24 protein-coding genes are annotated in these 22,300 nt (G+C 69.6%); 14 read left to right on the top strand and 10 right to left on the bottom strand.

Annotated elements, in window-relative coordinates:
• A partial coding sequence (locus ACPYOG_RS12640; RefSeq protein WP_481294547.1) for a Gfo/Idh/MocA family protein occupies positions 1-933 on the bottom strand: 933 nt, incomplete at its 3' end.
• 76 nt (positions 934-1,009) lie between these two features.
• Entirely contained in the window at positions 1,010-2,200 is a 1,191-nt protein-coding gene (locus ACPYOG_RS12635; protein WP_481294546.1) for an ROK family protein, read from the bottom strand.
• Positions 2,201-2,343: 143 nt separating this feature from the next.
• Here ACPYOG_RS12635 and ACPYOG_RS12630 point away from each other — a divergent pair, with 143 nt between their 5' ends.
• From ACPYOG_RS12630 to ACPYOG_RS12615, 4 genes are read left to right on the top strand one after another with little or no spacing between them, the layout of a single operon-like run.
• Positions 2,344-3,087, top strand: coding sequence for a sugar phosphate isomerase/epimerase family protein (locus ACPYOG_RS12630; protein WP_481294545.1), 744 nt, complete (start codon positions 2,344-2,346; stop codon positions 3,085-3,087).
• Entirely contained in the window at positions 3,084-4,196 is a 1,113-nt protein-coding gene (locus ACPYOG_RS12625) for a Gfo/Idh/MocA family protein (RefSeq protein WP_481294544.1), read from the top strand. The genes ACPYOG_RS12630 and ACPYOG_RS12625 overlap by 4 nt, the downstream gene beginning before the upstream one ends.
• An 11-nt stretch (positions 4,197-4,207) precedes the next feature.
• On the top strand, positions 4,208-5,350 hold the full coding sequence (locus tag ACPYOG_RS12620; protein ID WP_481294543.1) for a Gfo/Idh/MocA family protein: 1,143 nt from the start codon (positions 4,208-4,210) through the stop codon (positions 5,348-5,350).
• Positions 5,347-6,396 carry a sugar phosphate isomerase/epimerase family protein gene (locus ACPYOG_RS12615; RefSeq protein WP_481294542.1) on the top strand — a complete coding sequence of 350 codons (1,050 nt, stop codon included), beginning with the start codon at positions 5,347-5,349 and terminating at the stop codon, positions 6,394-6,396. Before ACPYOG_RS12620 ends, ACPYOG_RS12615 begins: the two co-directional genes overlap by 4 nt.
• Positions 6,397-6,439: 43 nt before the next feature.
• Here the strand turns inward: ACPYOG_RS12615 and ACPYOG_RS12610 are convergent, their stop codons facing one another.
• Positions 6,440-6,991 (bottom strand): isochorismatase family protein, encoded by a 552-nt coding sequence (locus ACPYOG_RS12610; protein ID WP_481294541.1) that lies wholly within the window; start codon positions 6,989-6,991, stop codon positions 6,440-6,442.
• Positions 6,992-7,056: 65 nt separating this feature from the next.
• Between ACPYOG_RS12610 and ACPYOG_RS12605 the strand changes: the two genes are divergently transcribed.
• Positions 7,057-7,653 (top strand): pentapeptide repeat-containing protein, encoded by a 597-nt coding sequence (locus tag ACPYOG_RS12605; RefSeq protein ID WP_481294540.1) that lies wholly within the window; start codon positions 7,057-7,059, stop codon positions 7,651-7,653.
• Positions 7,654-7,666: 13 nt separating this feature from the next.
• Here ACPYOG_RS12605 and ACPYOG_RS12600 read toward each other — a convergent pair whose 3' ends face one another.
• Both ACPYOG_RS12600 and ACPYOG_RS12595 read right to left on the bottom strand, forming a co-directional pair.
• Positions 7,667-8,338 (bottom strand): ABC transporter ATP-binding protein, encoded by a 672-nt coding sequence (locus ACPYOG_RS12600; RefSeq protein ID WP_481294539.1) that lies wholly within the window; start codon positions 8,336-8,338, stop codon positions 7,667-7,669.
• A 31-nt stretch (positions 8,339-8,369) separates the two neighbouring features.
• Positions 8,370-9,911 carry an ABC transporter permease gene (locus ACPYOG_RS12595; protein ID WP_481294538.1) on the bottom strand — a complete coding sequence of 514 codons (1,542 nt, stop codon included), beginning with the start codon at positions 9,909-9,911 and terminating at the stop codon, positions 8,370-8,372.
• Between the two features lie 192 nt (positions 9,912-10,103).
• Here ACPYOG_RS12595 and ACPYOG_RS12590 point away from each other — a divergent pair, with 192 nt between their 5' ends.
• The 6 genes from ACPYOG_RS12590 to ACPYOG_RS12565 all read left to right on the top strand — a co-directional run bounded on the left by ACPYOG_RS12590 (position 10,104) and on the right by ACPYOG_RS12565 (position 15,061).
• Positions 10,104-11,102 carry an acyltransferase family protein gene (locus tag ACPYOG_RS12590; protein WP_481294537.1) on the top strand — a complete coding sequence of 333 codons (999 nt, stop codon included), beginning with the start codon at positions 10,104-10,106 and terminating at the stop codon, positions 11,100-11,102.
• 44 nt (positions 11,103-11,146) lie between these two features.
• Entirely contained in the window at positions 11,147-11,908 is a 762-nt protein-coding gene (locus tag ACPYOG_RS12585) for a response regulator transcription factor (protein WP_090038945.1), read from the top strand.
• The gene (locus ACPYOG_RS12580) at positions 11,905-13,488 is read left to right on the top strand and encodes a sensor histidine kinase (protein ID WP_481294536.1); all 1,584 of its coding nucleotides are present in this window, start codon (positions 11,905-11,907) and stop codon (positions 13,486-13,488) included. The genes ACPYOG_RS12585 and ACPYOG_RS12580 overlap by 4 nt, the downstream gene beginning before the upstream one ends.
• Before the next feature lie 238 nt (positions 13,489-13,726).
• Positions 13,727-14,242 (top strand): 50S ribosomal protein L10, encoded by a 516-nt coding sequence (rplJ, locus tag ACPYOG_RS12575; RefSeq protein ID WP_090038784.1) that lies wholly within the window; start codon positions 13,727-13,729, stop codon positions 14,240-14,242.
• Between the two features lie 53 nt (positions 14,243-14,295).
• The gene (gene rplL, locus ACPYOG_RS12570; RefSeq protein ID WP_481294535.1) at positions 14,296-14,685 is read left to right on the top strand and encodes a 50S ribosomal protein L7/L12; all 390 of its coding nucleotides are present in this window, start codon (positions 14,296-14,298) and stop codon (positions 14,683-14,685) included.
• Positions 14,686-14,917: 232 nt separating this feature from the next.
• A complete protein-coding gene (locus ACPYOG_RS12565; protein ID WP_481294534.1) occupies positions 14,918-15,061 on the top strand; it encodes a hypothetical protein in 144 nt (47 codons plus the stop codon).
• 46 nt (positions 15,062-15,107) lie between these two features.
• On the opposite strand, the gene ACPYOG_RS12560 is transcribed toward ACPYOG_RS12565, so the two are convergent.
• A complete protein-coding gene (locus tag ACPYOG_RS12560; protein ID WP_481294533.1) occupies positions 15,108-16,010 on the bottom strand; it encodes a sigma-70 family RNA polymerase sigma factor in 903 nt (300 codons plus the stop codon).
• Positions 16,011-16,090: 80 nt separating this feature from the next.
• Here ACPYOG_RS12560 and ACPYOG_RS12555 point away from each other — a divergent pair, with 80 nt between their 5' ends.
• The 3 genes from ACPYOG_RS12555 to ACPYOG_RS12545 all read left to right on the top strand — a co-directional run bounded on the left by ACPYOG_RS12555 (position 16,091) and on the right by ACPYOG_RS12545 (position 18,740).
• A complete protein-coding gene (locus tag ACPYOG_RS12555; RefSeq protein ID WP_481294532.1) occupies positions 16,091-16,888 on the top strand; it encodes an SDR family oxidoreductase in 798 nt (265 codons plus the stop codon).
• Positions 16,889-16,962: 74 nt separating this feature from the next.
• The gene (locus ACPYOG_RS12550; protein ID WP_481294531.1) at positions 16,963-17,427 is read left to right on the top strand and encodes a MarR family winged helix-turn-helix transcriptional regulator; all 465 of its coding nucleotides are present in this window, start codon (positions 16,963-16,965) and stop codon (positions 17,425-17,427) included.
• A gap of 74 nt (positions 17,428-17,501) precedes the next feature.
• Positions 17,502-18,740 (top strand): MFS transporter, encoded by a 1,239-nt coding sequence (locus ACPYOG_RS12545; RefSeq protein ID WP_481294530.1) that lies wholly within the window; start codon positions 17,502-17,504, stop codon positions 18,738-18,740.
• A gap of 228 nt (positions 18,741-18,968) precedes the next feature.
• Here ACPYOG_RS12545 and ACPYOG_RS12540 read toward each other — a convergent pair whose 3' ends face one another.
• Genes ACPYOG_RS12540 through ACPYOG_RS12525 form a run of 4 tightly spaced genes read right to left on the bottom strand, consistent with a single transcriptional unit; the run spans position 18,969 to position 22,187 of the window.
• Entirely contained in the window at positions 18,969-19,976 is a 1,008-nt protein-coding gene (locus tag ACPYOG_RS12540) for a LacI family DNA-binding transcriptional regulator (protein ID WP_481294529.1), read from the bottom strand.
• Positions 19,977-19,991: 15 nt separating this feature from the next.
• Positions 19,992-20,228 (bottom strand): hypothetical protein, encoded by a 237-nt coding sequence (locus ACPYOG_RS12535; RefSeq protein WP_481294528.1) that lies wholly within the window; start codon positions 20,226-20,228, stop codon positions 19,992-19,994.
• A gap of 4 nt (positions 20,229-20,232) precedes the next feature.
• A complete protein-coding gene (locus tag ACPYOG_RS12530; protein WP_481294527.1) occupies positions 20,233-21,147 on the bottom strand; it encodes a carbohydrate ABC transporter permease in 915 nt (304 codons plus the stop codon).
• Entirely contained in the window at positions 21,147-22,187 is a 1,041-nt protein-coding gene (locus ACPYOG_RS12525; RefSeq protein WP_481294526.1) for a carbohydrate ABC transporter permease, read from the bottom strand. Before ACPYOG_RS12525 ends, ACPYOG_RS12530 begins: the two co-directional genes overlap by 1 nt.
• Positions 22,188-22,300 lie beyond the last annotated feature (113 nt).

Genomic DNA, 22,300 nt, shown 5'->3' with positions numbered 1-22,300 from the left:
GTCCTGGCTCTGCTCGCCCTCGCCGGTGAAGATGGTCAGCTCGCCGGACGGCGCGTAGTCGACGACGCGCAGGTCGGCGCCTCCCTCGGTGCCGTAGAGCGTGATCCCGAACTCGTCGCCGGCCGGACGGTAGGCCGCCCAGCTCGTCTCGATGACGATCGAGCCGCCACCCTCGAGGCGGAGCAGCAGGCTGGCGAGGTCCTCGACCTCGTACGCCGAGCCGACGTGCTGCTTGGACGAGGTGGAGCCGCCACGGCCGCGCACGCCGAGCTCCGCGTGCGTCACGGCCGAGACGGCCTCGACGCGCGGCTCGCCGAACAGGTGCAGTGCGTAGTCGAGCACGTGCACACCGATGTCGATCAGCGGTCCGCCTCCCGCCATCTCGCGGTTGGTGAACCAGCTGCCGAGGGCCGGGATGCCGGCGCGGCGCAGCCAGATTGCGCGTGCGTGGTACGGCCGGCCGATCCGGCCGTCGTCGATCGCCGCTTTGAGTGCCTGGATGTCGCCGCGGCGGCGGTGGTTGAACGCGACCTCCAGCACACGGCCGGAGCGGTGGGCGGCATCCACCATCGTCTGGGCCTCTGCGGCCGTCCGGGCGATCGGCTTCTCGCTGAGCACGTGGATGCCGGCGTCGAGTGCGGCGACGGCGATCGGGGCGTGCAGGAAGGTGGGGACGGCGATGCTCACGACGTCGAGACCACCGTCCGCGACGAGCTCCGTCGCGTCGCGGTAGAGGCGCTCGATGCCGTACTGCTCGCCGAGTTCGGTTCGGGGGCCGTCCTCCATCCCGGCGATGGCGACGAGCTCCACGCCCGGGAGGTCGTCGTAGGCGGCCATGTGCTGCTGGCCGGCCCAGCCGAGGCCGATGACTCCGGCGCGGAGGGGGCGCTCGAGGCGTTCGCCGTCGGCGATCTGGGGGACTTGCGTGCTCACGGCACTCCTTTCGGTTTCTGTGTTCGAATCGATTCGATTGTGGACGAATGGATGGGATGCTCCGGGATGCCGGGCGTCAGCGGAACAGGGACCGGGCGGTGCCGGCGTCGGGATCGAGCGCCCGCTGGATGACCATCATGGCCGCCCCGATCGCGCCGCCGGTCTCGCCCGAGCGGGACTCCGTGATCGTGAGGTGCTGCGTGGCCAGCGGCGTCGACCGCTGATAGACGACCTCGCGGATCCCGGCGAGGAGCTGCTCGCCGACGCGCGAGAGGCTGCCGCCGACGACGATCATCGACGGGTTGAGGAGGTTGACGCAGGTCGCCACGACGGCGCCGAGATCGCGTCCGGCCTGGCGGATCGCGTTCTGCACCGCGGGGTTGCCGGTGCGCGCCAGGGTGACGACGTCGTCGCTGGTCTGAGCGGGGATTCCCGCCGCAGTGAGTGCGCGAGCGATCGCCGGTCCGCTGACCAGGGACTCGAGGTCGGCATCCTGCTCGCCGTGGCTGGGCGTGTCGCTGCCGAACGGGACGCGGACGTGCCCGAGGTCGCCGGCGGAACCGAGCGCGCCGCGCTGGAGCCGGCCGCCGCTGATGATGCCCGCGCCGACGCCGGTGGCGACCTTGATGTAGAGCAGGTCGGTCTCGTCGGGCCACATCAGCGTCTGCTCGCCGAGCGCGAGCAGGTTGACGTCGTTGTCGACCAGCACAGGAACGTCGAAGACGCGGCGGATGTACGCCGGGATGTCGAAGCGGTCCCAGCCGGGCATGATCGGCGGGTTGACCGGAAGGCCGGTCGAGTGCTCCACGGGGCCGGGGACGCCGACCCCGACGCCGATGAGCTCCCCGGGCTGCCGGCCGGAGGCGATGAACAGCTCGCTCGCGACCTCGATCGCCCAGTCGAGCACGGACAACGGCCCGTCGGCGATCCGGAGCCGCCGTGACTCGCTGGCCGTGATCGTGCCCGCGAGGTTCGCGAGGGCGACCACGCCGTGGGTGGCGCCGAGGTCGATCGCGACGACGACCCGCGAATCCGGGTTGAAGCGGATGCGGGAGGGAGGCCGCCCGCCGGACGACACGTCGTCGCCCGCCGGTGCCACGAGACCGGCTTCCGACAGCAGGTCGATGCGGGAGGCGATGGTGGAACGCGCCATCCCCGTCGTCTCGGCCAGCTGCGCGCGGGTGCGCGGGATGCCGTCGCGCAGGATCGCGAGCAACTCCGCGGCGTCTGCGGCGACGAGCACCGAGTCGCGCGGGCTGTCCGTCATGAGGGTATTGAATCACACTGCCGGGCGACGGCTCAAAGATATGTTCCGCTCGCTCGACTTTTGATTGACATCCGGCAGAAGTCGGACTTGAATGGACTCACGCCATCCGGCGCCTCCATCCCCCCAACTCGACGAGGAGAACAGTGTCGACGTCAAAAGTCTCCGTTCAGCTGTACACGGTGCGCGAGCTCCTGACCGAAGACACGGTCGGTACGCTCAAGCGGATCGCGGACATCGGTTTCACCCAGGTCGAGCCGTTCGCCTTCGTCTCCTTCGGCGACGCGTTGCGCGACGGACTGGCGGAGGCCGGCCTGTCCGCTCCGACCACGCACCAGAGCTTCATCGGCGGCGACCTCGACGAGGTCTTCGGCAAAGCGAAGGAACTCGGCGTCGAGACCGTCATCGACCCGTTCGTGGCTCCGGATCGCTGGCAGACGGCGGATGACGTGGCGCAGATCGCCGACCAGCTGAACGCTGCGGCCGAGGTCGCGTCCCGGCACGGGGTGCGCGTGGGCTATCACAATCACGCGCACGAGCTGGAGAGCACGATCGAGGGCGCGACCGCTCTCGAGTTCTTCGCCGGCAAGCTGGCCCCGGAGGTCGTGCTCGAGGTCGACACCTACTGGGTGACCGTCGGCGGCGTCGACGCGGTGGCCCTCCTCCCGAAGCTCGGCGACCGCGTAGTCGCACTGCACATCAAGGACGGTCCCGGCACGACCGAGACGAAGGATCAGGTCGCCGTGGGGCAGGGGTCGCTTCCGATCGAGCAGATCATCGCCGCGGCGCCGGATGCGCTCCGCGTCATCGAGCTCGACGACTCGCGCGGCGACCGGTTCCAGGCCGTCGCGGACAGCTTCGCCTTCCTCACCTCCAAGGGCCTCGCATGAGCGCCGCTCAGGGCCGGACCGGTCGCGTCGGGGTGGGCGTCATCGGCGCCGGCGTCATCAGCAACGAGTACCTGAAGAACCTGACGGCGTTCCCGGACCTCGACGTCCGCTTCGTCGCCGACATCGATCTCGCTCGGGCGCAGGCTCAGGCGGAGAAGTTCGGAGTGGCGGGTTCGGGCACCGTCGAGCAACTGCTCGCCGACGACGCGATCGAGATCGTGGTCAACCTCACCATCCCGAAGGTGCACGTCGCGGTGGCGCTGGACGTTCTCGCCGCCGGCAAGAACGTGTGGAGCGAGAAGCCCTTCGCGCTCGACCGCGCGAGCGGGCAGCAGCTGCTGCAGGCCGCGCACGCCCAGGGCCTCCGCGTCGCCACGGCGCCCGACACGTTCCTCGGGTCAGGCATCCAGTCGGCTCGCCGCCTCATCGAGCACGGCGACATCGGCGCGCCGCTGACAGCGCTGACGCTCATGCAGAGCCCGGGCCCCGAGTCCTGGCATCCCAACCCCGACTTCCTGTTCCAGGAGGGTGCCGGCCCGCTGTTCGACATCGGCCCGTACTACCTGACAGCTCTCGTTCAGCTGTTCGGGCCGGTCGCGCGCGTGAGCGCGAGTGCATCCCGCGCGCGGGAGACCCGCGTGATCGGATCCGGACCCCGGGCGGGCGAGGAGTTCGCGGTGACGGTCCCGACGCATGTGAGCGCGCTCTACGAGTTCGAGAGCGGTCAGACGGCGCAGTCGGTGTTCAGCTTCGACTCCAAGCTCAAGCGGACCCAGTTCGAGGTCGCCGGCCTGGAGGGCACGGTCGTCGTGCCCGATCCGAACACGTTCGAGGGCGAGCTGGCGGTGCACGACGTCGAGGGCATCCACAGCGTCCCTTCGACCGGGACGACGGACACCCGCGGCATCGGTGTCGTCGAGCTGGCACGAGCCATCCGCGCCGGCGTTCCGGAACGGGCGTCGGGTGAGCAGGCATATCACGTGCTCGACATCATGGTCTCGACGATCGAAGCCGGAGAGACGCGAACGCCGGTCGAGATCGAAAGCACGGTGCAGGTCACACCGGCGCTCGCCGAAGACTGGGATCCGCGCGCGGCGACCCTGGTGTGAGGATGAGCGACATGACGGACGGGACAGCGCTGACCAGCGGCGGCCTCAGCCGCCGCGAAGGAAGCTCGGCCGGATCACGGCTGCGCGTGGCGATCGTCGGTGGCGGCTTCATGGCCGAGGTGCACTCGCGGGCCGTGCGGGCGGCGCACGCCGACCTCGCGGGCATCGTGTCCTCGACGCCGGAGCGCTCGGCGGCCGCGGCGGAACGCCTCGGCATCGGCCGATCCTACGGATCGCTCGACGAGCTCCTGGCCGATGACACGATCGACGTGGTCCACGTCACCACCCCCAACGCCCTGCACGCAGACCAGGCAGTGGCGGTCCTGGCCTCCGGCAAGGACGTGGTCTGCGAGAAGCCGATCGCGACGAGCATCCCGGACGCCGAGCGGATGGTCGCCGCCGCCCAGGGGCGCACGGCGACCGTGCCGTTCGTCTATCGGTTCCATCCGCTGGTGCGCGAGGCCCGGGCCCGGTTCGCCTCGGGCGAGGCCGGCCGCGTTCTCAGCGTGAACGCGTCCTACCTCCAGGACTGGCTGCTGGGCTCCGGCGACGACAACTGGCGCGTGGATGCGGAGCAGGGCGGTCGCTCGCGCGCGTTCGCGGACATCGGCTCCCACCTGGTCGATCTCGTGGAGTTCGTGAGCGGCGACCGCGTCAGCCGGGTGGTCGCCACCAAGCGCACGGTGTTCGCCGAGCGGGCGGCGCACGCCGGCATCACGACGGAGGATGCGGTCGCGGTCGTCATCGAGACACGCTCCGGGGCGCTCGGAACGCTGCTCGTGTCCCAGGTCGCGCCCGGCCGCAAGAACCGCCTCTGGCTCGAGATCGCGGGCAGCGCCGAAAGCGTCGCCTTCGACCAGGAGCAGCCGGAGACGCTGTGGATCGGCCGCAGGAAGGGAAGCCTGACCATCCCGCGGGACGCCGACCAGCTCAGCGAGGATGCGGCGCGGCTGTGCGTCCTGCCCTCGGGGCATCCCCAGGGCTATCAGGACGCGTTCAACGCGTTCGTAGCCGACAGCTACGCGGCGGTCGCGGGGGAGAACCCCGACGGCCTCCCGCGGTTCGCCGACGGCCTGCGCGCTGTGCGGGTCACGGAGGCCGTGATCGACTCCGCCGAGTCGGGCACCTGGATCGAGATGGGAACGAACGAATGACCGACGACACCACCCCCCGGAACGACGCCGAGTCCGGCCGCACGCACCCGGTCACCCTCTTCACCGGCCAGTGGGCCGACCTCACCCTCGAGGAGGTCGCCCGGTACGCGTCCGAGTGGGGCTACGACGGCTTGGAGATCGCCTGCTCCGGCGAGCACCTCGACGTCTGGCGTGCCGCGGAGGACGACGACTACCTGCAGGGCCGCCTCGACATCCTGAACAGGTACGGCCTGAAGGTGTGGGCGATCAGCAACCACCTGAAGGGTCAGGCGGTCTGCGATGACCCGATCGACTTCCGCCATCAGGCCATCGTCGGCTCGAAGGTGTGGGGCGACGGCGACCCCGAGGGGGTGCGTCAGCGCGCCGCAGAAGAGCTGAAGCTCACCGCGAAGGTCGCCCGCCGGCTCGGCGTGGACACGGTGGTCGGCTTCACCGGGTCCAGCATCTGGCCCTACGTGGCGCAGTTCCCGCCCGTCCCGGCCGAGGTGTTCGAGCGCGGCTACCAGGACTTCGCCGACCGCTGGAACCCCATCCTCGACGTGTTCGACGGCGAGGGCGTGCGATTCGCGCACGAGGTGCATCCCTCGGAGATCGCGTACGACTACTGGACGAGCGTCCGCACTCTGGAGGCGATCGACCACCGCGAGGCGTTCGGCTTCAACTGGGACCCGTCGCACATGATGTGGCAGGACATCGACCCGGTCGGCTTCATCGTCGACTTCCAGGACCGCATCTATCATGTCGACTGCAAGGACACGCGGCTGCGTCCGAAGAACGGCCGCGCGGGCGTCCTCGGCTCCCACCTGTCGTGGGGCGACCCGCGGCGCGGCTGGGACTTCGTGTCCACGGGCCACGGCGACGTTCCATGGGAGGACGCCTTCCGCGCACTCGAGTCGATCGGGTACACCGGCCCCATCTCGATCGAGTGGGAGGATGCCGGGATGGACCGCCTGTACGGCGCGAAGGAAGCCGTCGGCTACATCCGCTCACTGCTCTGGAAGCGGCCGACCGCCTCCTTCGACGCGGCGTTCAGCAACCAGGACTGAGCCCCCGGCCCGCGAACCTCAACTGAGCGAGGGCGGCCCGGCCTCAGCCGAAGACGACGTCGGCAGCGTCGACCACCTCGGCCGTACGCCCGGGCGCGCGGTGGTTCGACCAGTACAGGTTGGTGTGGGCGATGACCTGCTCCGGCGGCGGCGCGCCCCAGTCGGACAGGTCCTCGGTGGTGTGCGCGTCCCCGACCAGCGTGACGTCGTACCCGCGGACCAGCCCACCGTGGATGGTCGACCGGATGCACTCGTCCGTCTGCGAACCCGTGACGACGATCCGTCCGACCCCGGCTGCCGCCAGCACCTCCTCCAGGCGCGTGTCATCGAAAGCGTCCGCGTACTCCTTCGGCACGAGAGGCTCATCCTCGGATCGCGTCAGTTCGGGCACGTACTGCCAGGCGTCGCTGCCGTAGGGGACGTTTTGGTCCGAGTGCTGGATCCACACCACGGGCACGTCCTCCCGCCTCGCGCGCTCGACGAGACGTTGGATGGTGGTGACCACCTCGTCGCGTCGCACTGCGCCTCCGATCACGCCGTTCTGCACATCGATCACCAGCAGCGCGCTCGCCGGTCGTCCCTCGAGAGTCGTCATCGTTCCTCCTTCGAGACAGGATGCTAGCCCCGGCGCGTGCACCCGCACAGGGCTACGCTCGATCCGTGACGAGCAGCGAAACCGCCATCCGCGGCGAGGACTGGTACGGTCGCGAGCTCGACAGTGTGGAGTACACGGGCGTCGTGTTCGAGAACGTCGACCTGACGGAGGCGCGCACCGCGGGCGCCACCTTCAGCGATTGCGTGTTCCGGAACGTCCGGTTCAACGTGAGCGAGCACAGCGACTCGGCTTTCGTGAACTGCCGATTCGACGTGTGCAACTTCTTCGACGCCACCTTCCGTCGCTGCAAGCTGACCGGAAGCACCTTCCACGGCTGCGAGTTCGCGTTGCTGAAGGTAGAGGGCGGCAACTGGTCCTTCACCGGGCTTGCCCGTGCCGAACTCCGCGGGGCGTCCTTCGAGGGTGTTCGGCTCCGGGAGGCGGATCTCACCCAGGCGCGCTGCCAGGAAGTGCGGTTCGAGGGATGCGACCTCAGCGCGGTCACGCTCGCCGGCGCGGACCTCAGCGCCGCATCGCTGGCCGGCAGTGATCTGACCGGGATCGATCCGGCCGACGTCGTGCTGCGCGGGACCATCATCGACGAGCGGCAGGCCGTGGTGCTCGCCGGAGCGATGGGGATGGTCGTCGTCCCGGTCCCCTGATCCGGCGAGGGCGCTACGCGACCTCGCTGACCTGCCCGTGCTTGATGTGGAGCCGGCGCTGCGCCCGCTTCGCCACCGCGGAGTCATGGGTGACGATGATGACGGTGAGGCCGCGATCCCGCCACAGCCCCTCGAGCAGGTCCATGATCTCGTCCCGGGTCTCCTCGTCCAGGTTGCCGGTCGGCTCGTCGGCCAGGAGCACCTCCGGGTCCTTCACCAGTGCCCGGGCGATGGCCACGCGCTGCTGCTGACCGCCGGACAGCTCGGACGGCAGGTGGTTGCCGCGGTCCGCGAGTCCGACCGAGGCGAGCGCCTCGGCGGCACGCCGCTTGCGGTCTGCGGCGGTGACGCCGAGCGGTGCCAGGGCCGTCTCGACGTTCTCCTGGGCGGTCAGCGTCGGGATGAGGTTGAAGCCCTGGAAGACGAAGCCGATCTCTTTCGCCCGGATCTTCGTCAGCCGGGCGTCGTGCTGCTTCGAGAGGCTGGCCGATCCGAGCTGCACCGAGCCGGAGCTCGGCCGGTCGAGAGCGCCGAGCATCTGCAGCAGCGTCGACTTGCCGCCGCCGGTGGGGCCCTGGATGGCGACCAGCTGGCCGTCCGGGATCTCGAGGGTCACATCCTTCAGTGCGACCACTTCGCGCTTGGACTGCTTGTAGGTCTTGGTGACATCGGTGAGGGTGTACATCGTTGCTCCTTCGGGGGCCGGATGGCCGGGTTCAGGCGACCGAGCGCAGGGCGGCTGCGGGGCGGAGACGGGAGGCGCGCCAGCCGCCGACCGCGCCGGCGATGAGACCGCCGAGGATGGCGAGCGCGACGGCTCCCACGATGATCCACACGGTCACCGGCGCATGCAGCGCGATGTCCGCGGTGGAGGTGGATGCCTGGCGCAGCCCGCTGAAGGCGCCGCCGCCCCCGCCGAAGCCGGCGAAGCGGCCTCCTGTACCCGTGGTCGCGGCCCCGGCGCCCGTCCCGCGCCCGGCCGCGGTCGCCACGCCGCCGTGGCTGATGCTGCCGGTCAGGGTGGGGGAGATGACGTTCACCACGAGCACCCCGAGGAGGCCGACCGCGACGCCGATGACCCCGCCGATGAGCCCCTGCACCACGGACTCGCCGGCGACCTGCCCGACGATCCGGCCGTTCGACCAGCCGATCGCCTTGAGCGTTCCGAACTCCCGCGTACGCCGGGTGACGCCCGAGATCGTGAACAGGATGGCGATGAGGAACGCCGCCGCCAGCACGATGACCGAGAGCCACGTGCCGAGGTTCGCGATGAGCGCGCCGGCGCTGCCCAGCGAGCCGGAGACCGTGGAGGCCAGGTCGGCCTGCGTGCTGACCGTCGCTCCGGGGACGGACTTCGTGAGTGCTGTCTTGATCTGGTCGATGTCTCCGCTGGAGGCGGCCTTCACGTACACCGAGGAGATCTTGTCGGTCTGCCCGGACAGCGTCTGGGCGACATCGAGCGGAATGTAGGCGTTGGCCGCGGTGGTGGAATCGGAGCCGGTGGAGGTGACGATGCCGATGACCGAGAATCCGGTCCCGCCGATGGTCACGGTGTCGCCGACGGTCTTGCTCGCCGACTTCGCGTAGCTCGCGTCCAGGACGACGACATCCTTGCCGGAGTCGGCGGCGGTGAAGCTGCGGCCGCCCGTCAGGGTGACGGACGCCAGGGGTCCGACGGACTTGCCGGCCGGGTTCAGCCCGAGGACCGAGAAGGAGTCGACCGTGAACGAGCTGCCGCCCGCTCCGTCGGCTCCGCCCGTGGGAGGAGCCGTGGGCGAGGCCGCCTGGCCGCTCTGGCGCTGCTGCCGCAGCTGCTGGAAGTTCGGGAGTGTGCCGCTGAAGCTGGTGTTCGTGAGCGACAGCACCGCCGCCGCGGAGGCGACGTTCTGCACTTTCTGCACCGTGCTCAGAGTGGATGCGTTCATCACCGTTGTGCCGCGCATCGCCTGCAGGCGCGAGGTGTTGACCTGCCGGGCCGTTCCGGTATCGGTGCCGGAGTCCGCGCCGAAGTCGAAGCGTGGTCCTCCGCCCTGGCCCTGGAGGCCGGTGGCGTTCTGGGCGGTGGCCGGCTGGCTCACGGTGATGTCGGTGCCTACGCCGTACACGGATTGCAGGACGCTCTCCTGCGCCTGACGGACCCCGGCCGAGACGGCGTTGACGATGATGACGAGAGCGATCGCGAGGGCCATGCCCGTCGCGATGATGATCGTCTGCTTGCGGCGATTGAACAGCTCTCGCCGCAGATAGGTCCCGAACATTGGCTTCCCAACTGTGGTGGTCTCGGATGAACTTCTTGCCGGAGGTTAAGCACCGCGTTTTAGGGGTCGCTATGCCGAACCTATGCGCCAGCCGTGTACTCCATCCCCCGTCGGAGGAAGGCCACATGCGTCGAGGTTGAGGTACTCACGTCACAACCCGGCGATGGTCACGTCGTTAAGGGTGTGCTGCCGTTGCCGCGTCCAGAGACGACCCCCCAGAAGCAACAGCATCCCGCCGTGGATGCGACCGCCCGCAATGCGTCGATCGACGGGCTGCGGGTCGTCGGCATCCTCGCGGTGGTGTTCGCCCACGTGTACACGCAGCCCGTCGTGCACCAGTGGGTGTATCCGTGGCATGTGCCCCTGTTCTTCGCCCTCACCGGCTACTTCTTCCGACCCGGACGCCCATTCCGCGCCCACCTGAGATCGCGCGTGCTGACCCTCGTCGTCCCCTACGCCGGCTGGCTGCTCGTGGTCGGTGCGCTCGCCATGGCCATCCCGAATCCGGTCGGCCGCCTGCACCTCGCCGATCTCGGAGGGGTTCTGGAAGGCGGGAGCAACGGGCACGAGCCCTTCGGCGCGTTCTGGTTCATCGGCGCGCTCTTCATCGCGTCGCTGCTGTACGTCCCCGTCAGCAGGCTGCCCGCCTGGCAGCAGGCCGTGGTGGCACTGGGAGCACTGGCGGCGGGGACCTTCTCGGGGGCGTGGCTCGCCGCCCTGCCGCTCAGCGTCGGGCAAGGCCTCTATTGCCTCTTCTTCGTCATCGCCGGCCGCGGGATCGCTACCGTCCAGCGCCGGATCCGGCACCGCGCCCTCATCGGGCCGATCCTGCTCGGCTGCGCCGTGATCCTCACGGGAGTGCTGCCCGTGACGCCTCCGGATCTGAAGAACGGGATCCTCGGCACTCCCGTCGTGATGCCGCTTCTCTCTGTACTGTTCGTGACCGCGCTCATCCTGACCGCGAGCAGCATCCGGCTGCCCCGGTGGGCAGTGCCCGCCGTTCTCGCGGTGGCCGGGACGGCAACCGTCGTCGTTCTCAGCCACAGCCTGGTCATCTGGGAGCTGAAGCAATACTCGGCGCAACCGAAATGGATCCTCCTCGCGGCGATCCTCGTCCCCGTCGTGGCAGCGCTCCTCCTCGCACAGCTCAAGCGGATCCTTCCCGCGTCAGGTCGCTCAGACACTTCATAGGCTTCACAAAGAGAGCATCCATCCGCCGCCTCATAATGGGAAAGGTGACGATCAATGCGCGTACCGCCTCCGGCTCCTCCAGCCAGCCCCGGTCCCTCCTGCGCCGCTCCGACGGCAGCGCCATCCGTGTGCTCGTCGTGGACGACGAGGCGACGCTGACCGACCTGCTGGCCATGGCCCTCCACTACGAGGACTGGGACGTCAAGACCGCCTCGACGGGCCAGCAGGCCCTGCAGCTCTCGCGCGAGTTCAAGCCCGATGTCGTGGTGCTCGACATCATGCTCCCCGACATCGACGGCCTCCAGGTCCTGTCGCGGATGCGCGCCGACGGCAACGAAGCGCCCGTCCTCTTCCTCACCGCGAAGGACTCGCTCGACGACCGCATCGCGGGGCTCACCGCCGGCGGCGACGACTACGTCACGAAGCCCTTCAGCCTTGAAGAGCTGGTCGCACGCCTGCGGGGACTGCTGCGCCGCTCGCGCGCTGCGGTCGCCGACCACGAGGACCCGGTGCTCATCGTCGGCGACCTGGTGCTCGACGAGGACAGCTACGAGGTGCACCGCAACGGAGAGCCCATCCAGCTGACCGCCACGGAGTTCGAGCTGCTGCGCTTCCTGATGCGCAATCCCCGGCGCGTGCTGAGCAAGGCGCAGATCCTCGACCGGGTGTGGAGCTACGACTTCGGCGGCTCCTCCAGCGTGGTCGAGCTGTACATCTCCTACCTGCGCAAGAAGATCGACGCCGGGCGCACCCCGATGATCCACACCGTCCGTGGCGCCGGCTACATGGTGAAGGCTGCGCAATGACCTCCGCCCGCATCGCGGGCCCCCCGAAGACCGAGGCGCAGGCGGGCACGCCGACCGCGAGCCGGTTCCCGCGCCTCCGGCCGATCCGCTCGTGGACGCTCCGCAGCCGGGTCGTCCTCGTCGTGGTGGCGATGCTCGCGGTGCTGGGCGCCGTGATCGGGACGGTCAGCGTGTTCGCGCTGCAGAACTACCTGATGCAGCGATTGGATGCCCAGCTCACGTCAGCGCTCATCCGCGGGCAGCACGCCGCCGACCGGATCAACGGCGGCGGTCCCACCGTGCCCGAGGCCGCCGGGGTCGTGCAGACACCGGGACAGCCGACGGGAACCCTCGGCGCCGTCCGGAGCTCGGACGGCGGTCTGCTGTTCCCGCCGGTGATCCTCGCCGACCGGCCCACGTCGTCGACGAATCAGCCGCTCGGCCCCAAGCAGGTCACCATCGACGGTCTGGCGCTCCTCAGCGTCCCGGCGGACGAGCGGCCGCGGACCGTCGATCTCGGTCCCTCCCTCGGTTCCTACCGTATCGCCGCCGCGGAGCTCGGCAACGGCGACAGCGTCATCATCGGGCTCCCGCTCAGCGACGTGAATGCGACCGTCGGCCGGCTGACCCTCGTGATCGTGCTCGTGACCTTGTCGGGACTCGTCTTCGCCTTCCTGCTGGCGAGCGTCGTGGTCCGCTTCGCCATGCGGCCGCTGGAGCGCGTCGCCGGCACCGCCGAGCAGGTCGCCTCCCTGCCGCTCGACCGCGGCGACGTCGCGCTGTCCGTCCGCGTGCCGGAGGCCGACACCGACCAGCACACCGAGGTCGGCAAGGTGGGTTCGGCGCTGAACCGGATGCTCGGCCATGTGGCGTCGGCGCTCACCGCCCGGCAGGCGAGCGAGCAGAAGGTCCGCCAGTTCGTCGCGGACGCGAGCCACGAGCTGCGGACGCCGCTCGCCTCCATCCGCGGCTATGCCGAGCTCACCCGCCGGGCGCCGCACGACCTGCCGCCGGATGTCACGCACTCGCTCGGGCGCATCGAGTCCGAAGCGACCCGGATGACCTCCCTCGTCGAGGACCTCCTGCTGCTGGCCCGGCTGGACGAGGGACGTGAGCTCGACCACGACCCGGTCGACCTCTCCCTGCTCCTGGTCGATGCCGTCAGCGACGCGCACGCCGCCGGGCCGGACCACGAGTGGACGCTCGACCTCCCGGACGAGCCGGTGGAGGTGGCCGGAGACGCCCCGCGCCTGCACCAGGTGCTGATGAACCTGCTGGCCAACGCGCGCGTCCACACGCCGGAGGGCACGAAGGTGACGGCGGGACTCCGGGTGGATGAGGACGCCCGTCAGGCGGTCGTCACTATCGCGGACGACGGCCCCGGCATCCCGGACGAGCTGCAGAACACGCTCTTCGAGCGCTTCGCGCGCGGCGACAGTTCGCGCAACCGCGCCACAGGGTCGACCGGACTCGGGCTGGCGATCGTCCAGGCCGTCGTGCACGCGCACGGCGGAGAGGTGACGGTCAGCAGCGCGCCGGGGGACACCGTCTTCACCGTCACGCTTCCGCTCGCGCCGATGGCCGCGCCGACGGCCGCGTGAGCGGATTTGCGCGCGGCCCCGGGCATCCCGTAGCCTGTACGGAGCCAAAGACCGCTGGTTGTCGTGCGTGCACGACCGAAGATCCACTCAGGTGGGGCCCGCGCAGGTGTGTGAAGCAGACTCCGTGAATTCTTGCGGTCCCAGCTCCGTGCCCTGTGCCGGAGCTTTTTTCTTTGCCAGGGGCCGGCGGTGGCACACCGCTCCCGCGGTGTGCGACAAGAAGATTGAGGAGTAGGCCATGGCGAACAAGGAAGCCACGGTTGCCGAGCTCGAGAACCTGTTCACGAGCTCGTCCGCCGTTCTGCTGACCGAGTACCGCGGTCTCACTGTCGCTCAGCTCAAGCAGCTGCGCACATCCATCAGTGAGCACGCGACCTACGCCGTGGTGAAGAACACGCTGACCAAGATCGCGGCCAACAAGGCAGGCATTTCGTCGTTCGACGAAGAGCTCGCCGGGCCGTCCGCGATCGCCTTCGTGCACGGTGACCCTGTCGCCGTCGCGAAGTCGCTGCGTGACTTCGCCAAGGCAAACCCTCTGCTGGTGGTCAAGGGCGGTTACTTCGACGGTAACGCCCTGACCGCAGAAGAGGTAGGCAAGCTCGCCGACCTCGAGTCCCGTGAGGTACTGCTGGCCAAGCTGGCCGGCGCCTTCAAGGCCTCGCTGTTCGGAGCCGCATATCTGTTCAACGCACCGCTGTCGAAGGCCGTTCGCACGGTCGACGCGCTGCGTGAGAAGCAGGAGTCCGCTGCCTGAGTCCTCACGGACCAGGCCAGCGGTGAGTAACCACACACACTAAGGAGAGAACAATGGCAAAGCTGTCGACTGAGGAGCTGCTCGACGCGTTCAAGGAGCTCACGCTCATTGAGCTCAGCGAGTTCGTGAAGAAGTTCGAGGAGACCTTCGAGGTCACCGCCGCCGCCCCCGTCGCCGTGGCCGCCCCGGCCGCCGGTGGTGCGGGCGCCGCTGCCGAAGAGGTCGAGGAGAAGGATTCCTTCGACGTCGTCCTCGAGGCCGCCGGTGAGAAGAAGATCCAGGTCATCAAGGAGGTGCGCGCCCTCACCAGCCTCGGCCTCGGTGAGGCGAAGGCCCTCGTTGACGGCGCACCGAGCACCGTGCTCGAGGGCGCCAACAAGGAGTCCGCCGAGAAGGCGAAGGCCCAGCTCGAAGAGGCTGGCGCCACCGTCACCCTCAAGTAGTCGATGCCCCTCGGGGCTCTTCTGCAGACAGGCTGACAGTCGTCTGATCGCGACGCGGACTCCTCCCTATAAGAGAGTGTCCGCGTTGCGGAGGGCGTCGCCCCCGACAACGGGGCGACGCCCTCCGTGCGTTAACGCAACGTGCGGGCGCGGATGCTCATCCATTTCTGCGTCCGATCGCGCCTGCGCGTGCATCGGTGTGCGAGGACGCACAACCGGAAGAAGAGCAACGATGAGTTCGACCGCCTGGCGTGCCTGCGCCGCGCTCCTGCGCAGCCTCGGCCACGCCATCCTCCACGGGGACGACCGAGACGACGGCCGCCACCCGCCGGATCTGTACCGCAGGACCCTCCTCTACGAGCGCTACCTGCGGTGACACCCACGCGAAGCGCTCCCGGCCGACCGGCCGGGGGCGCTTTTCGTCACGTCAGGCCGAGCAAGGCCGCGACGCCGAGCCCGTCGATCCGTGCCGGGTCCGCAAGGACGTCGAGTCGCACGATCCGGCCGCCCTCGAACTCGAAGGCCATGAGCGAGAAGACCCGGCCGGACAGCACGGCGGCGACACCGGGACGTCCGCCGAGGCGGACGGGCGTGGAGTGGAGGGCGAGCCGGCCGGCGAGCATCGCCTGGGCGGCGATCGCGGACGGGCCGATGAGGTGCTGCTGCGCCGTCCCGTAGTCCGCGTCCAGCACGACACCGTCGTCGAGGAGAGCGAGCAGACGGCTCAGGTCGCCCTCCCGTGCTGCCGCGAGCCACGCCTCCACGAGGGCGCGCTCACGGCGCGGATTCCGGAGCGAAACGCCGGAGCCGGGAGAGCCGGAGCCGGGGGAGCCGGAGCCGTGCAGACGCCTCCGGGCCCGGGAGGCGAGCTGTCGCGCCGCTTGCGGAGAACGGCTGAGCGCGTCGGCGACCTCGTCGAACGGACGGCCGAAGACATCGTGCAGGACGAAGGCGATCCGCTCGGCGGGGCTGAGGGCGTCGAGCACGAGCAGCAGGGCGGTCGCCACCCGGTCGCCCTGCTCCAGCTCGGTCTCGGGGTCGCCGACGGCCGAGACCGGCTCGTCCGCCCACGGCATCACCTGCCAGGACCGCTCGCGCGTACGCCGAGGAGACCGCAGCAGGTCGAGGCAGACGCGCGAGACCACCGTGGTGAGCCACGCATCCAGGTTCTCGATCCCGGAGGTGTCCGTTCGGCCGAGGCGCATCCACGTCTCCTGCACGGCGTCCTCCGCGTCGGCCGCCGAGGACAGCAGCCGCGTCGCGATCGCGGTGAGCCGCGGCCGCGCTGTTTCGAACCGTGCCGCGAGCGCTGCTGCGTCGGTCATGTCACATCCACTTCCTCTCGCTCGTCACCATATCGACGGGCCCGGGCCGGCTTGTGTGACACGACGACAGGAGGACGACCATGGATGACACGATGGTGGTGACCGGAGGGACGGGACGGATCGGGCGCAGCGTGGTCCCGCTGCTGCGGGCGGCCGGCAGGAAAGTCCGGATCGTGAGCCGCCATGCCCCCGTTGTCGCGCCCAGCGACCGGGGCATCACGCACATCGTGGCCGACACCGTGGAGGATCGCGGGCTGGTGGCCGCGCTCGCGGGTGCGGGGACCGTCCTGCACCTCGCCGGGAGCCAGAAGGGCGACTACCGGGCCGCGGCCAACATCGCGCGGGCGGCGCGCGAGGCGGGGGCGCGGCACCTCGTCCTCATCTCGGCGATCGGCGCGGGCCGGATGCCGATCGGCTACTTCCGGGCGAAGGCGGAATCCGAGCGGGAGGTCGCGGAGTCCGGCGTGCCGTGGAGCATCCTCGCGGCCGCGCAGCTGCACGAGTTCCTCCTGCCGATGGTCCGTGGGCTCGCTCGCCTCCCCGTGACGCCGGCGCCGACGGGCCTGCGGTTCGAGCCGGTGCACCGGGAGGAGGTCGCTGAACGCCTGACGGAGATCGCCCTCGGAGCGCCGGCCGGCCGGGTTCCGGATCTCGCGGGCCCGGAGGTCCTGGAGCTCGGCGAGTTGGTCGAGAGCTACAGCGGGCGCCGTCGGCCCTTCCTTCGCATCCCGGTGCCGGGCGCCGTGGGACGGGCGTACCGGGCGGGGGACAACCTTGCCGACGCTTCCGCTCAGCGCGGGCGGCGCACCTGGGCCGACTTCGTCAGCGAACTCGCCGAGTCCGCTGCAACGGCAGGGCGGGCCGCCGCCAGAGGGTGAGGGAGATCCGAACGACTTCGGCCGGAGGTCTCTCGGAATTGATTTATATAGGTCAGCTATATATAATCGTTCTCATGCCCGAGACCCCGGAACTCCGCCAGATCATCGGTGACCTCGTCGTAGCAGCTCACCGTCTCACCCGGCTCGCCGCGCAGGTGACCGGCAGCACCGAGTCGCCCGCCACGTGGCGCACCCTCAGCGTGCTGCAGACCTCCGGCCCCGTGCGTCTCGGGGAGCTCGCCACCCAGAGTCGCGTCGCCCAGCCCACGATGACCAAGCTCGTCCGCAACCTCGTGGAGGCGGAGTGGGTCAAGCGCATCGCCGACACGGACGACGCCCGCGCCTGGCAGATCGCGATCACCGATCGGGGAGCGGACGCGCTGCAGGCGTGGCGCACCGAGCTCGCGGCGGCGCTCGTGCCGATGTTCGCCGACCTCCGCGAGGACGAGGTGGCCGCGATGCGCACCACCGTCGAGATCATCCGCTCCCGAGCCGACCTCTCGACCGCTGCCTCCGCTGCCGTCGCCGGCCGCCGCTGAGCCGTCCCGCCCGATCCACCCGTCCCACCCCATCCACCTTCCACTGGAACCAACCGAGGAGTCGTCACCCCTTCATGTCGCACGAGAGTCCCACCAGCATCCTGAAACAGCCGACCGCCGTCTGGGCCGTCGCGTTCGCGTCCGTCATCGCCTTCATGGGGATCGGACTGGTCGACCCGATCCTGCCCGCCATCGCCAAGAGCCTGCAGGCGACCCCCACCCAGACGGAGATGCTCTTCACGAGCTATCTGCTGATCACCGGCGCCGCGATGTTCTTCACCAGCTGGATCTCGAGCCGGATCGGCGCGAAGAAGACCCTCCTGATCGGTCTCGCGCTCATCGTGGTGTTCGCGCTCGCCGCCGGCCTCTCGCAGAACGTCGCGACCATCATCGGCTTCCGTGCGGGCTGGGGCCTCGGCAACGCGCTGTTCATCTCCACCGCGCTGGCGACCATCGTCGGTGCGGCCTCGGGCGGAACGTCCGCGGCGATCATCCTCTACGAGGCGGCGCTCGGCCTCGGCATCGCCATCGGCCCGCTGCTGGGAGGCCTGCTCGGGAGCTGGAGCTGGCGCGGACCGTTCTTCGGCACCGCGACGCTCATGGCGATCGGCTTCATCGCGATCGTCCTGCTGCTGAGGAAGAACCCCGAGAAGCCGCAGCCGACCTCCCTATCGGCGCCGTTCCGTGCGCTGGCCAAGCCGGCTCTCGGGTTCCTCGCCGCCGCCGCGCTGTTCTACAACATCGGCTTCTTCGTGCTGCTCGCGTACACGCCGTTCGCCCTGGTTCCCTTGGGCGTCGAGGATGCGATCACGCTGGGCCTCATCTTCTTCGGCTGGGGCGTGGCGCTCGCCGTGACCTCGGTCTGGGTCGCGCCGCTCCTCACCTCCCGGCTGCCCCGGACGCGCGTGCTCTGGCTGGTGATGCCGCTCCTCGCCCTCGACCTGCTCGCCGCTGGGCTGTTCGTCGGCTCGCTCCCCGCTCTCATCGTCTGCGTCATCGTCGGCGGTCTCATGCTCGGCATCCTGAACACGGTGCTGACGGAGTGCGTCATGGAGGCCACCGACCTGCCGCGCTCGGTCGCCTCGAGCGCCTACTCGGGCGTCCGGTTCCTCGGCGGCGCGATCGCCCCGCCGGCGGCCACCCTGCTGGCGGACACCGTGAGCCGTTCTATGCCGTTCTATGCCGGCTGCATCTCGGTGCTCGTGGCCGTCGCCCTCATCGTGATCGGGAACAAGCACCTCAAGCGAGTGGATGCGCCGCACGAGACGGCGGAGCAGGAGGCCGAAGTGCTCACCCTGGCCGACGCCGACTGACGACAACGGCCGAGCCGCGGCCGAGCCGAGGCCGAGTCGTGCCGGGCCTGGGATCGATCCCCGCGAATGCGAAGAGCCGCCCTGTCCTAGCCAGGGCGGCTCTTCCCGTCACTACGGGCCCCGAAAGCCCGACGGGCGACTCCATCTACCGCTCGTGCCTACCCGAAAGGCGCGCCCGGCCGGATGTCGCGTAGTCATTCTTTCAGACGGCCGGCACGGATCGGCGCATCAGCGCGGGGGTGCCGTGGATGAGCGGACCACCAGACTCACCGGGGAGCTCACCGAGTGCGTGCGCGGCTGGGCCCCGCCCAGCTCCTCCAAAAGGATGCGCGCGGCCGTTGCACCCTGCTCGAACGGATCCTGCGCCATGGTGGTGAGCCCGAAGCCGGCGGCGTAGTCGTGGTCGTCGATCCCGATCACGGAGAGGTCCTCCGGCACCCGGAGGCCGCGATCGCCCGCCGCCAGGATGGCTCCGAACGCCATCTCGTCGGAGCCGGCGAAGATCGCCGTGGGCCGCGGCCCCGGCCGATCCAGCAGCCGGTTCATCGCCGCCCGGCTCTCCGGCAGGGAGAACCCGCCCGGGATGAGCCAGTCCGGCCGCACCGGGAGTCCGGCGTCGCGCATCGCATCCCGGAATCCGTGCAGCCGGCCGATCGGCACCTGACTGTTCAGTCCCTCCTCGTCCTCGCCGCCGAGATGGGCGATGGCGGTGTGGCCGAGCGAGATCAGGTGGGACGTCGCGGTGTAGGCGGTGGACTTCTCGTCGATGCCCACGCTGCGCAGCCCCTTCACCGGACCGCCGACGACGATCGTCGGATGCCCGAGCGACGCGAGCTGCTCCCGTTCCTCGGTCGTGAAGTCGAGGCAGAGCGCCAGCAGGGCATCCGTCCGCTTCCGCAGGATGCTGCGGTGGAACACCCGCTCCCGGTCACCGCGGTGGCCGCCCAGGTTGAACAGGATCATGTCGTAGCTCGCCGCCCGGAGCTCCGAATCCACCCCCTCCAGCACCTGCGTGTAGAACCAGCGGCTGACCGACGGGACGACGACCCCCATGGCCAGCGTCCGTCCACTGGCCAGCCCCGATGCACTCGAGGACGCCACGTAGCCGAGCTCGTCAGCGGCCCGCCGCACCGCCGCGCGGGTCTTGTCGGACACGTTCGGCAGCCCGCGCAGGGCCCGCGAGACGGTGGCCGTCGAGACACCGGTCGCGCGCGCGACCTCCTCGATACCTGCCACGATGCGCCTCCTGCTTCAGGAGTCCTGGTGCGCGCGGCGCTCCTCGTCGGCCTCCCGCTGCGCCAGGATGCGGCGGCGCAGCTGCAGGAGACCGACGAGGGCGAGCACGAGAACCAGCAGCGTGATCGCCCACCCGAGTGCCGGTTGCCCGGTCAGCTCGCAGGCGATGGTGATGATGAGGAACGCGAACGCGAAGAACCCGACGAAGCCGATGCCCACATCGGTCGTCTCCCGCGGATCGCTCCAGCGCATCCGATCAGCCCTTCACTCCGCCGGCCGTGAGGCCCGCGACGATGCGGCGCTGGAAGATCAGCACCAGGATGATCAGCGGCACCGTGACGATGGTGCCCGCCGCCATGATCGCGGTGTAGGGCTCCTGGTGCGGCTGGCTGCCGGTGAAGGAGGCGATGGCCACCGTCACGGGCTGCGTCGCGTCACTGGAGAGCTGGCTGGAGATCAGGAACTCGTTCCACGAGGAGATGAACGCCAGGATCGCCGTCGTGAACACGGCCGGGGCCGCCAGCGGCAGGATGATCTTCCGGAACGCCTGCGCCTGGGTGCAGCCGTCGATCCGCGCCGCCTCTTCCAGGTCCCACGGCATCTCCCGGAAGAACGAGTTCAGCGTGTACACCGTCAGCGGCAGGGCGAACGAGATCTCCGGAATGATCAGCGCCTGGTAGGTCCCCATCCAGCCGATGTTCGTGAACAGCTGGAACAGCGGCGTGATGAGCGCGACGCCCGGGAACATCGAGGCGGCCAGGATGACGCCGAGAACGATCCCCTTGAAACGGAAGTCGAGCCGGGCGAGCGCGTACGAGGCGAAGATGCCGACCACGAGCGAGATGACCGTCACGCAGACGCCGATGAACAGCGAGTTCAGCAGCGCCTGGCCGAGATGGTTTCCCAGGTTGGTGGAGAGCGCCGTGACGTAGTTGTCCCAGGTGACGTGCGTGAACCAGGGCGTGTTGTCGTTCGTGAAGCCGACGTCGCGGAACGACGTCACGATCATCCAGTAGAACGGCAGCAGGCACCAGAGCACGATCACGATCGCCTGGACGCCCGTGCGGATGCCGGCGTTGCGGATCCGGGAGTGCGAGCGGTTGCGGTTGCGCGTGCGGGGCAGCGCGCCCGCCTCGGCGGTGGCCGTTGCAGGCCCGGCGACGGTGGTCATCACTTCGCCCCCTTCTGTTGCGTCTCCTGTGTTCGGACCACGTTCGTCCCGAGGATCCGGACGAAGATGAACGCGATCAGGAAGATGATGATGAACGTAATGGTGGACAGTGCGGCCGCGCTGTTGAAGCCTTGCCTGATCTGATCGACCACCAGGATGGACAGGGTGGTCGTCGCGTGGCCGGTTCCGCCTCCACCGCCGGTGAGGATCTGCGGCAGGTCGTAGATGCGGAGCGCGTCGAGCACGCGGAACAGGATGGCGACCATCAGCGCCGGTTTCAGCAACGGCATGGTCACCCGCCAGAACCGCTGCCAGGTGGAGGCGCCGTCGACCTTGGCGGCCTCGTACACGTCCTCCGGGATGATCTGGAGTCCCGCGAGGATCAGCAGCGCCATGAACGGCGTGGTCTTCCAGGTGTCGGCGATGATGACCGCGAACCGGGATGCCCACTCGTCGGAGGTCCACAGGATATGGGTGGAGAGGATGGCGTTGGCGACGCCGGCGAACGAGAAGATGAAGAACCACAGCTTCGCGGTCACCGCGGTCGGGATGGCCCAGGGGATCAGGATCGCGGCGCGCACGAAACCGCGTCCGCGGAACGCACGGTTCATGATCAGCGCGAACCAGAGGCCGAGGCCGGTCTCCAGGATGACCGTCGTCACGGTGAAGAAGAAGGTCACGAAGACCGCGTTCCAGAAGCCCGACCCGAGGTTGCCGGGCGGGCAGGAGATCGTGCTGCCGTTGGGCCCCATGCACTGCTGGAACAGCCAGTGGGCGTAGTTCTGGAAGCCCGCGAATCCGCCCTGCACGAACAGGCCGGTCGCCGGATCGAGACCGGCGTCCTTCTGAAAGGACATCACGATCGCCGAGACGACCGGGTAGCCGATGACCACGGCCAGAAGGATCAGGGTCGGGAGGATGAGGTAGAGGGCCCAGCGGCTCTGCTGGGCACGCTGGCGTTTGGCGCCCGCACGGAGCGGGGGTCGGCCGTTCGTGCCTGTCGTGGTGGATGAGGGGGCGACGACGTTCGACGTTGACATGTGTGCCTCCGGAAGCTCTGTCGGAAGGTGAGGGGCCGGGGGGGGGGGGGGGTTCCGCTACGCCGCCCCCAGTGGTCGGGATCAAATCCACCCGAGCTGGAGTTGATGATCTC

The sequence above is a fragment of the Leifsonia sp. HAY1-4F genome, from assembly GCF_056755275.1.
This window is presented reverse-complemented; position numbering and strand designations above follow the sequence as displayed.